This window comes from Planctomonas sp. JC2975, from assembly GCF_012985205.1.
GTDB lineage: Bacteria > Actinomycetota > Actinomycetes > Actinomycetales > Microbacteriaceae > Humibacter.
Window position 1 is genome coordinate 144,354 of record NZ_JABEKS010000002.1, and the last position, 13,059, is coordinate 157,412.

11 protein-coding genes are annotated in these 13,059 nt (G+C 67.4%); 3 read left to right on the plus strand and 8 right to left on the minus strand.

Annotated features, from left to right (window positions below):
• Position 1: 1 nt before the first annotated feature.
• A complete protein-coding gene (locus tag HII28_RS14135; protein WP_170026252.1) occupies positions 2–1,381 on the minus strand; it encodes a YihY/virulence factor BrkB family protein in 1,380 nt (459 codons plus the stop codon).
• Between the two features lie 288 nt (positions 1,382–1,669).
• Here HII28_RS14135 and ptsP point away from each other — a divergent pair, with 288 nt between their 5' ends.
• Together ptsP and HII28_RS14145 are read left to right on the plus strand one after the other, a co-directional pair.
• On the plus strand, positions 1,670–3,313 hold the full coding sequence (ptsP, locus tag HII28_RS14140) for a phosphoenolpyruvate--protein phosphotransferase (protein WP_170026848.1): 1,644 nt from the start codon (positions 1,670–1,672) through the stop codon (positions 3,311–3,313).
• Positions 3,314–3,361: 48 nt separating this feature from the next.
• Positions 3,362–4,666, plus strand: a complete 1,305-nt coding sequence (locus HII28_RS14145; RefSeq protein ID WP_170026253.1) for a GNAT family N-acetyltransferase — start codon at positions 3,362–3,364, stop codon at positions 4,664–4,666.
• Between the two features lie 149 nt (positions 4,667–4,815).
• Here the strand turns inward: HII28_RS14145 and HII28_RS14150 are convergent, their stop codons facing one another.
• The 5 genes from HII28_RS14150 to HII28_RS14170 all read right to left on the minus strand — a co-directional run bounded on the left by HII28_RS14150 (position 4,816) and on the right by HII28_RS14170 (position 9,570).
• Positions 4,816–5,580 carry a succinate dehydrogenase iron-sulfur subunit gene (locus HII28_RS14150; RefSeq protein WP_170026254.1) on the minus strand — a complete coding sequence of 255 codons (765 nt, stop codon included), beginning with the start codon at positions 5,578–5,580 and terminating at the stop codon, positions 4,816–4,818.
• The gene (gene sdhA / locus HII28_RS14155; RefSeq protein WP_170026255.1) at positions 5,580–7,382 is read right to left on the minus strand and encodes a succinate dehydrogenase flavoprotein subunit; all 1,803 of its coding nucleotides are present in this window, start codon (positions 7,380–7,382) and stop codon (positions 5,580–5,582) included. The genes HII28_RS14150 and sdhA overlap by 1 nt, the downstream gene beginning before the upstream one ends.
• A 68-nt stretch (positions 7,383–7,450) precedes the next feature.
• A complete protein-coding gene (locus HII28_RS14160; RefSeq protein WP_346769339.1) occupies positions 7,451–7,903 on the minus strand; it encodes a succinate dehydrogenase hydrophobic membrane anchor subunit in 453 nt (150 codons plus the stop codon).
• The gene (sdhC, locus tag HII28_RS14165; RefSeq protein ID WP_170026257.1) at positions 7,900–8,322 is read right to left on the minus strand and encodes a succinate dehydrogenase, cytochrome b556 subunit; all 423 of its coding nucleotides are present in this window, start codon (positions 8,320–8,322) and stop codon (positions 7,900–7,902) included. The genes HII28_RS14160 and sdhC overlap by 4 nt, the downstream gene beginning before the upstream one ends.
• A gap of 267 nt (positions 8,323–8,589) precedes the next feature.
• Positions 8,590–9,570 carry a hypothetical protein gene (locus HII28_RS14170; protein WP_170026258.1) on the minus strand — a complete coding sequence of 327 codons (981 nt, stop codon included), beginning with the start codon at positions 9,568–9,570 and terminating at the stop codon, positions 8,590–8,592.
• Positions 9,571–9,735: 165 nt separating this feature from the next.
• Here HII28_RS14170 and HII28_RS14175 point away from each other — a divergent pair, with 165 nt between their 5' ends.
• A complete protein-coding gene (locus HII28_RS14175) occupies positions 9,736–10,512 on the plus strand; it encodes an LLM class flavin-dependent oxidoreductase (RefSeq protein WP_170026259.1) in 777 nt (258 codons plus the stop codon).
• Between the two features lie 63 nt (positions 10,513–10,575).
• Here the strand turns inward: HII28_RS14175 and HII28_RS14180 are convergent, their stop codons facing one another.
• On the minus strand, positions 10,576–11,706 hold the full coding sequence (locus HII28_RS14180) for a magnesium and cobalt transport protein CorA (protein WP_170026260.1): 1,131 nt from the start codon (positions 11,704–11,706) through the stop codon (positions 10,576–10,578).
• Between the two features lie 179 nt (positions 11,707–11,885).
• A complete protein-coding gene (locus HII28_RS14185; protein WP_205864943.1) occupies positions 11,886–13,031 on the minus strand; it encodes a glycosyltransferase family 1 protein in 1,146 nt (381 codons plus the stop codon).
• Positions 13,032–13,059: the final 28 nt, after the last annotated feature.

The following is a 13,059-nucleotide window of genomic DNA, read 5'->3' on the forward strand; positions in this document are numbered from 1 at the left end:
TTTAGTCGGCGCCTCCGACACGACCGGCCGAGCGCTTGGCCGCCTTCGCCGACCGACCGCCGGTCTGCGCTGTCGTCGGCGACGGATCGGGGCCCGGCGTCGCCAGCCACCAGCTCTGCTTCTTCGGTGGTACCGGCCGGGGCTCGTTCTCGATCCTTTCGAGTTCGGTGTGAGCATCGCGAACCTGGCGGTTCGCGAACCACTTCGCGAGGCCGCGCACGCTTGCGGCGTGCCGTTCGGCATCCTCGACCGCGGTCTGCGCCACCAGCAGCCGCGCCCTGTACTCTGCGAGCGCCTTCTCGTACGAGATCTGTTCAGGAGTGCGCTTGCGCGGCTCGACACCGTGGTCGAACATGCTGACCGCGATCCACGCGGCGGCCAGCAGAATGACGCGGCAGATCCAGTTGAACAGCAGCAGCATGCCGACGAAGACCGCGAATGTCGCCAGCAACGGGTTCTTCGACGCGCCACCGATCAGGAGACCGCTCAATGCACTCAGCCCGACCAGGGCCGCACTGCCCAGCAGCGGACCGGCCACCAGGTAGCGCCACGGGATCACCACGCGGGAGAGCACTCGGTACATCGCCGTCAGCACGAGGTAGTTCAGCGCGATCGCGACGGCGAAACCGACAGTCCGGCCGAAGAAGTTCACCCAGAACGAGTTGCTCTCGATTCCGACATAGTCTAGGAAGTTGTTCATCGCCTCGGTGGTGATCACCGTGACGATCGCGGAGATGATGAGGACGACACCGAAAGCGATCGCCAGCGCCAGATCGGTGATCTTCTGCAGGGCGTAGTTGCGCTCGTCTCTGGCGAGACTGAACATCGCACGAACGGCCTGTCGCGTGTAATAGAGCCAGGCGATCGCGGTCCAGATCAGTCCGATTGCCGCGATGATGCTGGTCCAGCCGAATGCTGTGCCGAGGCCCGTCAGAGTCTGCTGGCTGATGACCCCGTTGTTGGTTGTCGCCGACGTGCTGATGAGGCCCGGGATCGCTTCGTCGATCAGCCCTACGAGCGCATTCATCACGTTGGGGTTGGAGGTCAGCCAGATGCCCGCGATCGAGAAACCGACCCAGATCGCCGCGAACACGGCGAACAAGGACTGGTACGACATGCCCGCCGTGCGCAGGTTGCCGTCGTTGTGCGAGAACTGGTTCCACACCCGGTAGGGCTTGAGGCCCGAGACCCACTTCCACCAGCCGTTCACGGTGGTGACCGGTTTTCGCAGTCGATCCCGCAGCGGGTCGGCCAGCACTTCCAGCCGATCCGTCAGCTCCTCGCGGTCGTGTTCCGCGTGGACCTTCAGCTTGTCGAGTTCGATGTCGCGCGCGGAAACGGATGCCTGTGCCTCGGTGTCCGCATCTGCGTGCCGGGGCACGGCACCCGTCTTTTTCGCGTTCCCCCGCGCCACGCCTTCAGCCTAGGGGCGATCGGGGGCCTGAGCGGTGCAGCCGCGACAGGGCGATCGAGGGCGCCGGCGGCGAGCGAGCCCGCCTCCGCACGCCGTGCGAGCCCAGGCTGCAAAGCCGCGATGGCCGGCCCGACCTGACGAGTTCTCGCGACCGGAGCTGCCGATCACACCAGTGGGTTCGGTGGCGCAAGAGGGCACCGACGGCATCCGGGATGCGAACGCATGCGCCAGTCGGCATAAGGTGGGAGCGTGTCGATCCAGATCTCGGGCATCGGCGTAGGTCGCGGTGTCGCCGTCGGCCCAGCGCTGCGCATGCCGGACCCGATCGGCGAGCCGCCGGACGCTGAGTCGCAGGCGGAGGCGTCCACCGAGTACCGTCGCGTCGACGAGGCGCTGAGCACCGTCACCGGTGAGCTCGTCGAGCTCGGACACAAGGCAGGCGGCGACGCGGAGGGAATCCTCGAGGCTCAGTCGCTCATGGCGCAGGACCCGGCCGTCGTCGACGACATCGCTCGGCGCATCGGCGATGGGAAGACGTCAGAGCGCGCCGTCTTCGAGGCGTACGAGGAATACGCGACAGTCCTGGAAGGACTGGGGGAGAACCCCGCTGCACGGGGCGTTGACGTGCGCGACGTCGCGCGCCGGGTCATCGCACGGCTCCGCGGTGTCGCGTTGCCGACGGTGCCGGACTCCGATGCCCCTTTCGTGCTGGTTGCCAACGATCTGGCGCCCGCCGACACCGCCACTCTCGACCTCACGAAGGTGCTCGCTGTGGTCACCCGCGACGGCAGCACCTCCTCGCACACCGCCATCCTCGCCCGCAACAAGAACCTCGTCGCCGTCGTCGGTGCGAAGGGAAGCGACGCCATCGTCAACGGCCAGACGGTGATCGTCGACGCGGAGCAGGGGATCGTGGTGGTGGATCCCACAGCGGACGCCGTCGTGGCGGCCGCAGAACGCGGCGGTCGCGTGGTCGCCCCTCAGCCTCTGACGCCCGGCACTCTGGCCGACGGCACGCGCGTGCCCCTCCTCGCCAACGTCGGATCCCCGGAGGAGGCCGCCCCCGCAGTCGCGCTCGGGGCAGAGGGCGTCGGCCTCTTCCGCACCGAGTTCCTCTACCTGGATGCCCGTAGCGCGCCGCCCATCGATCTGCAGCGCTCTCGTTACCGCGACCTGATGTCCGCATTCTCCGGTCGCAAGGTGGTCGTGCGCGTGCTGGATGCCGGCGCAGACAAGCAGCTCGCCTTCCTCGGCCACACGCACGAGGAGAATCCTGCACTGGGCCGACGCGGCATCCGTGCGCTGCGCGAACACGAAGGCGTGCTGCGCGATCAGCTCACCGCTCTCGCCGGGGCGCAGGAGGATACCGGAGCGGATCTCTGGGTGATGGCGCCGATGGTGGCAGACGTCGACGAGACCGAGTACTTCGTGTCGCTGGCGAGATCCCTTGGCCTGCGCACCGTCGGGATCACGGTCGAGGTGCCGTCCGCCGCCGTTCTGGCGGATCAGATCGCTCCGCTCTGCGACTTCGTCAGCATCGGCACGAACGACCTCACCCAGTACACGCTCGCGGCCGACCGCCAGTTGGGCTCGGTGGCTCAGTACCAGGACCCTTGGCATCCGTCCGTGCTCCGGCTCATCAAGCTGATCGGGGATGCCGCGGGCGCGTCCCGCACGCCGGTGGGTGTCTGCGGCGAGTCGGCATCCGATCCGCTCATGGCCGTCGTGCTCGTCGGGCTCGGCGCCGACGACCTCTCCATGTCACCCGGAGCACTGGCAGATGTGCGCGCCACGCTTGCACGCGTCACGCTCCAGCAGGCCAGGGAGCTGGCGGCCATGGCGCTCGTGCAGCGCAGCGCAGCGGATGCCCGCGCGGCCGTCGCGGACGCCATCGGCTGAGTGCTGAAGGGGACCGCACCGGAAGCGGCCCGGCCATAGTCTGATGGGATGGACACTCGCCGGCTTCCCCTGGACCGAATCTCGAGTGATGCGCTGGCCGCATCCGGACTGCGCTACGGCCTGGTCGACGGATCCGATCGCGACGCGCTCGCCGCATGGGACGAGGCGGACTCCCGCGGCTTCCACGACCGACGGCCCGATCCGGAGGCGATCACCGAGCACTCGCAGCATGTCGCACACCGCAGGATCACGGGTGTCTGGGACGACGGCATCCCGGATCCGCACGTTCCGGTCGCCACGGTCGCGAGCTGGGTCGGCGCGTTGAGCACTCCGGGCGGCAGCGTGCCGTCCTGGGCGATCAGCTCGGTCACGGTGGCGCCGACGCACCGCCGTCGCGGCGTCGCACGGGCACTTCTGGAGGGCGAGTTGCGCACGGCCGCGGCCGCAGGCATCCCGATGGCGTCGCTCACGGTTTCGGAGGCGACCATCTACGGGCGCTTCGGATTCGGTCCGGCAACTCTGAGCGCCGACCTGTCCGTGGAGACCAAGCGCGCCGGATGGGTGCCGGCGGCATCCGGCGACAACGGACGACTGGCGTTCGTGTCACCGCAGATCGCGTACGAGAGTTGCAGAGGACTGGTGGATCGCGCCGCCGCCGGCACGCCCGGCGACTTCGAGATCGACGACTATCACTGGGGCAGGCTCGTCGGGCACTTCGGCGATCGCGACAAGCGGTCGGCATCGATCCGCGTCGTCCGGTACGACGATGCGGCCGGTGAGCCGCAGGGCGTTGTCGCGTACCGGATGGTCGCCGACAAGACCGACTTCACCAAGCACACGGTCGAGATCGACTACATCCGCGCGGCGACGGACGATGCATACGCCGCGCTCTGGAAGTACCTGCTCGAGCTGGATCTCGTGACGAACGTGCGTTACGACGTGGCGTCGGCCGACGAGCCTGTGCTCTGGATGATCCGGGATCAGCGCGCCGCCCGGGTCGCGACGAGCGACCACCACTGGTTGCGCATCCTCGACGTGAAAGCGGCCCTCGAAGCCCGCACCTACGGTGCTCCTGGCGCATTGACACTCGGCATCGACGACCGACTCGGAACGGCGACAGGCGTGTACCGACTCGAGGTGGCCGCCGACGGCTCGGCCGAGGTGAGCACGACGGATGACGCGCCCGACCTCACGCTCGACGTCGCGTCGCTGTCCGCCCTTTACCTCGGTGCGTGGCGTGCATCGACGTTCGTGCACGCTGCGCGGCTCGTCGAGCGCACGGATGGAGCCGCGTCACGCCTCGACGCGATGTTCCGCAGTCCGGAGACCCCGCTGCTCAGCTTCTGGTACTGACGCCCGACAGCACGATGCGCCGGCGGGAACTCGTCGTTCCGGCCGGCGCATCGGAGGTGAGTCGCTTCAGCGCTCCCTCGCAAGCACAGCTCGCTCAGCGGAAAGCGCGAAGGGGGCCCACTGGGTCTCCTTCGCCTAGCGCTTTCCGCCTAGCGCTTTCCGCGCATGATCGCCTGCTTCACCTCGGCGATCGCCTGCGTGACCTGGATGCCGCGGGGGCAGGCATCCGTGCAGTTGAAGGTCGTGCGGCAGCGCCACACGCCTTCCTTGTCGTTGAGGATGTCGAGGCGCACCTGCGACGCGTCATCGCGCGAGTCGAAGATGAACCGGTGGGCGTTGACGATGGCCGCGGGGCCGAAGTACTGGCCGTCGGTCCAGAACACCGGGCAGCTGGACGTGCACGCCGCGCACAGGATGCACTTGGTCGTGTCGTCGAAGCGCGCGCGGTCCGTGACGGACTGGATGCGCTCCTTGCCCTCCGGCGGCGTCGAGCTCGCCTGAAGGAACGGCTGCACCTCGCGGTAGGAGGCGAAGAACGGCTCCATGTCGACGATCAGGTCCTTCTCAAGCGGCAGGCCCTTGATGGCCTCCACGTAGATGGGCTTCTGCACATCGAGATCCTTGATCAGGGTCTTGCACGCCAGGCGGTTGCGCCCGTTGATGCGCATGGCATCGGATCCGCACACGCCGTGCGCGCACGAGCGGCGGAACGTCAGGGATCCGTCCTGTTCCCACTTGATCTTGTGCAGTGCGTCGAGGATGCGGTCCGTCGGGTACATCTCGACGTCGTAGTCCTGCCAGTGCGGCTCGGTGTCCACGTCCGGATCGAAACGCCGGATGATCAGCGTGACGATGAACGACTTGATCTCTGCGGGGGCCTCGGATGCCGGTGCGTCAGCGACGGCGGTGGACATCAGTACTTCCTCTCCATCGGCTGGTAGCGGGTGACCACGACGGGTTTCCAGTCGAGCTTGATGTGGTCTGCCGGATTCGACGAGTGCGGGTCGCCGGTGAGGTAGGCCATGGTGTGCTTCATGTAGTTCTCGTCGTCGCGCTTCGGGAAGTCGTCGCGCATGTGGCCGCCACGGCTCTCCTTGCGGTTGCGGGCGGAGAACACGACGACCTCGGCGAGGTCGAGCAGGAATCCGAGTTCCACGGCCTCGAGCAGATCGGTGTTGAACCGCTTGCCCTTGTCCTGCACCTGCACGTTCTTGTAGCGCTCGCGCAGCTGGTGGATGGTCTCGGTGACCGCTGCGAGCGTTTCGTCGGTGCGGAACACCTGCGCGTTGCGGTCCATTTCGTCCTGCAGCTCCTTGCGGATGGCTGCGATCCGCTCGGTTCCGTCGGAGTTGCGAAGTCTCTCGAGGAGGTCGCGCACACCGGCTGCAGGGTTCTCGGGCAGCGGCACGAAGTCCGCCGTCTTCACGTACTCGACCGCGTTGCGTCCGCTGCGCTTGCCGAACACGTTGATGTCCAGCAGCGAGTTCGTGCCGAGGCGGTTGGAGCCGTGCACCGAAACGCACGCGCACTCGCCGGCCGCGTAGAGGCCGGGGACCACAGTGGTGTTGTCGCTGAGCACCTCGGCGTTGTTGTTCGTCGGGATGCCGCCCATGGCGTAGTGCGCTGTCGGCATGACCGGCACCGGCTCGACGACCGGGTCCACGCCCAGGTACGTGCGGGCGAACTCCGTGATGTCGGGCAGCTTGGTCTCCAGCACCTCGGCGCCGAGGTGCGTGCAGTCCAGCAGCACGTAGTCCTTGTTGGGACCGGCGCCGCGGCCGTCGAGCACCTCCTGCACCATGCTGCGGGCAACGATGTCGCGGGGCGCGAGGTCCTTGATGGTCGGCGCGTAGCGCTCCATGAACCGCTCGCCGGATCCGTTGCGCAGGATCGCGCCCTCGCCGCGAGCACCCTCGGTGAGCAGGATGCCGAGCCCGGCCAGTCCTGTCGGGTGGAACTGGAAGAACTCCATGTCTTCCAGCGGAAGTCGGCGGCGCCACACGATGCCGACGCCGTCACCGGTGAGGGTGTGGGCGTTGGAGGTGGTCTTGTAGATCTTGCCGAATCCGCCGGTCGCGAAGATCACGGCCTTCGACTGGAAGACGTGCAATTCGCCGGTCGCGAGCTCGTACGCGACCACGCCGGCGGGACGACGCTGGCCGTCGACATCCGTCATCAGCAGGTCGAGCACGTAGTACTCGTTGAAGAAGTTGATGCCCAGCTTGACGCAGTTCTGGAACAGCGTCTGCAGGATCATGTGGCCGGTGCGGTCGGCCGCGTAGCAGGCTCGGCGCACGGCGGCCTTGCCGTGGTCGCGGGTGTGGCCGCCGAAGCGGCGCTGGTCGATCTTGCCGTCCGGCGTGCGGTTGAACGGCAGGCCCATGTTCTCCAGGTCGATGACGGCGTCGATCGCCTCCTTCGCGAGGATCTCCGCCGCGTCCTGGTCGACCAGGTAGTCACCGCCCTTGACGGTGTCGTAGGTGTGCCACTCCCAGTTGTCTTCCTCCACGTTCGAGAGGGCGGCGGCCATGCCGCCCTGCGCTGCACCGGTGTGCGAGCGGGTGGGGTAGAGCTTGGAGATGACGGCGGTCTTGGCGTGCGGCCCCGCCTCGATGGCGGCGCGCATGCCACCGCCCCCCGCGCCGACGATGACGATGTCGAACTGGTGGTAGTGCACGCCGTCGATCACGGCTCCGTCTGCGATCTGTTCAGTCACGTGGATGTCCGTAGCTTTCGGTTCGTTTCAGTAGTGCTGACGCTCGGTGGTGCCCTCGCCGCAGCGGGTCACTTGGTGATGGTGGAGCAGAACTGCGGCAGCAGATGGGCCGGAGCGCCGCTCGGGCACGGGTCGAAGAAGGTGACCGTGTAGGTGCCCAGCAGGATCAGCACGACAACCGCCGCAAGGATCAGCACCTTCAGCGTCACGTTCACCGTGCGGTTGTGCGCGTAGTCGTTGACGATCGTGCGCATGCCGTTTCCACCGTGGATGAGAGCCAGCCACAGCATCAGGCCGTCCCAGACCCGCCAGAAGGGATCCGCCCACTTTCCGGCCACGAATCCGAAGTCCACGGCCTTGATGCCCTCGCCGAGAACGAGGTTCACGATGAGGTGGCCGAAGATCAGCACAACGAGGAGCACGCCGGAGGCGCGCATGTAGATCCAGCCCCACTTCTCCCAGTTCGTGCCCTTCGAACGGGCGGGACGGGTTGGCGTGCGGGGCGCCTCGATGGTGGTCACGAGGCGGTCCCTTCGCTGAAGACGTTCATGAGGTGGATCGGGGCGAAGCCGAGCATCAGCACGACCCATACGACGATCACGGTCCAGAACATCAACTTCTGGTACTTGGCGCCCTTGCTCCAGAAGTCGATCAGGATGATGCGGATGCCGTTCAGCGCGTGGAACGCGATGGCCGCGACGAGCGCCGTCTCACCCAGACCCATGATCGGGTTCTTGTAGGTGCCGATCACCGCGTTGTACGCCTCGGGGCTGATGCCCAGCACGACGGAGTCCAGGATGTGGACGAGCAGGAAGAAGAAGATGGCCACGCCGGTGATGCGATGCAGCACCCACGACCACATGCCTTCCCGACCCCGATACAGCGTTCCCCCGGGCCGATTCTTGGTCGGCTCGAGAGTGTCTGCCGTTTCTGCTGGCACGGACAACCCTCCCTGGTGTGTACTCGCGGGCGCGCCGATGCAGCGTTGGAAGCATGCGGATTCGGCGCGTACCCAGTTTACGTCCCGCTCCCGGCGGTCGCTGCTAAGGCCACCCTAACTGTCTCGACGTCGAGATATTTCCGCCGCTGCGCCCTCTCCTGTCGTTCAGGTCGCGATGGTCGCCCATTCTGGCGGCTGATAAGGGCCACCATCGCGACTTGAACGGTCGGCTGCCCGGCTGGTCGGCCAGCCGATCGGAGGCGGAGGTCAGCGGGTGAGGGCCGCGCGCACGCGGCGCACGAGCTCGACGGGGTGAGCGAGCAGCGGGGCCGTGACCTCGATCACGACCCAGCCGGCAGCACGGAGCGCTGCGAGTCGTTCAACATCGCGTGCCCAGGATGCCCCGTGCAGCATCCCGAGATACTCCACGATCACATGCTGTTCGCGGTAGAGCATGTCGACACAGCCCGGGAAGGCTCCCTTCGAGTCGAAGAGGTCGACGTTCAACTCGGGTTCAGGCAGCCCGCCCTGCACGAGTAGATACCGCAGCGCCGACTCTCTCGGGGACCAAGAGTCTTCACGGATGTGCGCCAGCGCCTCACGCAGATTCGGAGCACCGATTCGCCTGCCCGCGTCGAGTGCCCGCCGTAGCTGGTCGATGCTCGCCAGCGGAGGTCGCCCCGCGCTCCGCCTCCCAACGCCGGCGCGCCATCGTCGGGCGAAGTAGTCGCCAAGAGCGATCAGATCCGACAGCGGCAACATTCCCAGGCTGGCCCATGTCGAGGCGGCCGACGAGACAGGCATCCCTTTCACTTGGCGAACAACCGTCATCGATGGCTGCGCTCGGTGGTGGACGATTCCGCTGGTTCGCGGGATTGCACCACGGCCGAGAACGCTCACGTGCAGGTCGAGCTGATCGAGCTCTTCGACGACGCCGGCGTCGTCGAAGAGCAACGGAAGCGGGGCGCCGTACAACGCCGCAGCGGTTTCGTGACTGAAGAAGTGCGTGGGACGCAGGAGAGGGGCGTACTGCCGTGCCCGGGTGACACGGTGCATGCGTTGCCGCTCGAAAGGATCCGTCGGCTGGGCTGCAGCGGACTGCTGCCACGAAGCCAGACTCCGTGCGCCGTAGAACGGACGCGCCAGGTCCTCACTACGAATCCGCTTCCGTGAGACCCCGGCCGCCATGGCCTGTCCGGCGCTGAACTCCGTGCCGAGGTGCAGGGGCAGTGGGTCGTGGCTTCTCACCAGCCCACACTGGCCGCCGCTGTCCTCGTTTGCCGTATTTGTCCACAGCATCCTTCTGTTCAGGTCGCGATGGTGGCCATCATCAGCACGTATAAGGGCCACCATCGCGACCTAGACCCGGTGGACAGGCTGCAGGATCGAGGTGCGACGATGCATGCTCGAGGCATGACGCGTGCGGATGTCTCCATCGGTGTTGCAGGACTCCTCGGAGCGGATGCCGTCGGCCGGCTCGCTCCCGTGATCGAGCAGTGCGGCTTCCGATCCCTCTGGGTCAACGACACTCCGGGAGGGGACTCGCTCGCCGCACTCGCGGCGGCAGCGGATGCCACCACCCGGCTCGGTCTCGCGACCGGCGTCATCCCGGTCGATCGGCGCCGCGGCTCCGAGATCGTGGATGCCGTGCAGCGGATGCAGTTGCCTGAGCACAGACTGGTGCTCGGCGTCGGATCCGGTGGCGCCCGCAAGGGCGCACTCGCACTCGTCGGAGAGGCCGTCGACACTCTGCACGAGGAGACCTCGGCGCGGATCCTCACCGGTGCCCTCGGACCGAAGATGCGCGAGCTCGGCGCACGCGAGGCGGACGGCGTGCTGCTCAGCTGGCTCACGCCCGAGGTCGCGGCGGAGCAGGCGGAATCCGCGCACGCCGTGGCATCCGATGCGCACGTCGCCCTGTATGTGCGCACCGCCGTCGATCCGTCGGGCGTCGCCCGGCTCCGCGAGGAGGCCCGGCGCTACAGCGGGTATCCGGCCTACGCTGCGAACTTCGCGCGGCTGGGAGTCGAGGCGACCGACACCGTGCTCGAGCCGGAGACCTTCGTGGGTCGGATCGCGGAGTACCGCCGGGCGGTGGACGAGGTCGTGCTGCGCGTGATGACGTCGGGCGACACCGTCGAGGAGCACGAGCGGTTCATCCTGCGGGCGGCCGAACTGCTCGCCGACTGAGCCCCGCTCACCGCGGTCGGAGTCGTATGTCAGTGCCGGTGCCGGTGCCGGTGCCGGAGGGCGCTACAGCCAGTGCCGCTTCTTGAACACGAGATAGAGCGCCCCGCCGAGCAGCACCATGAGGCCGATCGCCATCGGGTAGCCCCACACCCAGCTCAGCTCGGGCATGACGTGGAAGTTCATGCCGTAGATCCCGGCGATCAGGGTCGGTGTGAAGAGGATCGCCGCCCATGACGAGATCTTCTTGACGTCCTCGCCCTGTCGGTAGGTCGTCTCGGCGAGACTCGTCATCCGGATGTTCTGCCGCTCGCTGACCAGCGTGGCGTTCACGGTGAGGATGTCGCGCAGCATCCGCTTGAAGTCGTCGACGCGCTCGTTCACCTGCGTGAGGTGGTCGGCGACGTCGCGCAGGTTGCGTTGCAACTCCTGGGTCACGCCGTACTTCTCGCTGCCCAGCTCGAGTGACTCCATCACAGCCGTGAGCGGATGCGTCGCCCTCTGGAAGTCGATCACCTCGGTGGAGAGGTCGTAGATGCGACGCGAGACGTTCGCATCGCCGTCGAACACCTGGGTCTCGATCTCGTCGATGTCGTTGGCGAGACCGGCGACGACAGGGGCGTACCCGTCGACGATCGCATCGATGATGGCGTACAGGATGCTCTGGGTCCCCAGCGCGAGCAGCTCGCGATCGTGCTCCATCCGGGTGCGCACCTGCGAGAGGTCTGGCGACTCGCTGTGCCGGACCGTGATCACGAAGTTCGGACCGACGAACACGTGGACTTCGCCGAACGACACCTCTTCAGGCACGTCCAGGTAGTTGGCGGCACGGAGCACGACGAACAGCACGTCGTCGTAACGCTCCAGTTTGGGTCGCTGATGCGCCGCGATCGCGTCCTCGATGGCGAGCTCGTGCAGGTCGAACTCCCTGGCGAGGGAGTGCAGCTCCGCCTCGCTCGGACGGTACAGCCCGATCCACGCGACACCGCCCTGTGTCTCGTGGAGGGCGCGATACGTCTCGGCGAGAGTGGTCGGGGAGGAGATGCGGCGTCCGTCGGCGTAGACGGCCGCATCCACGATCGTGCTGCGTGTCGGGCCGTCCGCCACCGGGACCGGAGCGGTTCCGGGAGCTGTGGCGACCCCGCGTGATCGTTGCATGAACGGGATCGGAATGACGCGTCGTCTGCGTTCGGCCATGGGTTCGCCTCCGTTCGAGAGCGGGATTCCACGGGACGGAAGACGTCCCGACACACCTTAAGCCCCTGCAGCTGTGCGGATCCGACGCCGGGCCAGCGTCCGACCCCTTGGGATCGAGCGCCGTCAGCGCGGGAAGGCGTCGATCCGCCGCATGCATCCGACGGAAATCGCGGTCGATCTCAGAGTTCGAGCGCCCGCTGCAGCCGTAGTCCAGCGGCCGCGCGGTGCGCGATGGCGGTCTCGTAGTGCTCGAGCAACAGGTCGCAGAGATCCGTCCACGACGATCTCAGCACTGCTCGCCGCCCGGATTCGCCCATGCGCCAGCGCAGCGAGCCGTCGTCCACGAGGGTCTGAACGGCATCTCGCAGCTGTCGATCCGTGTCGACCAGGAATCCGTCGACGCCGTGCCTCACGAGATCCACGGGTCCTCCGGCGTTCGGCGCGATCACAGGGATGCCCGTTGCATGCGCCTCCTGCACCGTCTGCCCGAACGTCTCCTCGGTGCCGGTGTGCACGAACACGTCCATCGCGGCATAAGCAGCGCCCAGCTCTGAACCGCCACGGCGGCCCAGCCACGAGACCGGCATCCTTCGCAGCGCGCGCCGCGCCGTCACCTCGCCTGGGCCGTCGCCGACGATGGCGATGCGGATGCCGTCCATTCCGCGCAGCGCGGACAGCCGCTCCACCTGCTTCTCCGGTGCGATCCGGCCGACGTACCCGACGACGACCTCGCCGTCGGGGGAGAGCTTCTCGCGCAGCGCGACGGTGTCCGCGCGGGATCGGTTGTTGGGGTGGTACCTCACCAGATCCACGCCTCGGCCCCAGCGCCGCACGCGAACGATCCCCGCCGTGGCGAGATCGTGCGCGGATGCCGTCGATGGTGCGAGCGTGAGGTCTGCGCCGTTGTGCACCCACCTCACATAGCGCCAGGCCAGGTTCGTCGTGAGGCCCAGCCTGTTGCGCTTGGCGTACCCGGCGACATCCGTCTGATAGATCGCCACCGTTGCCACTCCCAGCCGCCCGGCGGCCGCGATGGCCTGCGCCCCGAGCAGGAAGGGGGATGCCGCGTGGAGCACGTCGGGCGCGAAATCGGCCAGCACGTGCTGCACCTGCGCGCTCGGCATGCCGAGCGGGAACTGGCGGTAAGCGATGGACGGCACGGCGTGCACCCGGAAGCCGGCGTACTCGGAGGGGGCGTCTGGGCCGGGGCAGATCACCGTCGCCTCGTGGCCTCGTGCCTTCAGCTCGTCGAGCACTCGGCAGACGCTCGTTGTCACGCCGTTGACAGTCGGCAGGAAACTCTCGCTCACGATGGCGACCCGCATGCTCCACACGGTAGGAATCCGCCGTGGC

Excerpts from the sequence above, each read along its gene's own strand:
- HII28_RS14145 (WP_170026253.1), top strand. The coding sequence starts at position 3,362 with ATGGACACTCGCCGGCTTCCCCTGGACCGAATCTCGAGTGATGCGCTG.
- HII28_RS14150 (WP_170026254.1), bottom strand. The coding sequence starts at position 5,580 with ATGTCCACCGCCGTCGCTGACGCACCGGCATCCGAGGCCCCCGCAGAG.
- HII28_RS14175 (WP_170026259.1), top strand. The coding sequence starts at position 9,736 with ATGACGCGTGCGGATGTCTCCATCGGTGTTGCAGGACTCCTCGGAGCG.
- HII28_RS14180 (WP_170026260.1), bottom strand. The coding sequence starts at position 11,706 with ATGGCCGAACGCAGACGACGCGTCATTCCGATCCCGTTCATGCAACGA.
- HII28_RS14185 (WP_205864943.1), bottom strand. The coding sequence starts at position 13,031 with ATGCGGGTCGCCATCGTGAGCGAGAGTTTCCTGCCGACTGTCAACGGC.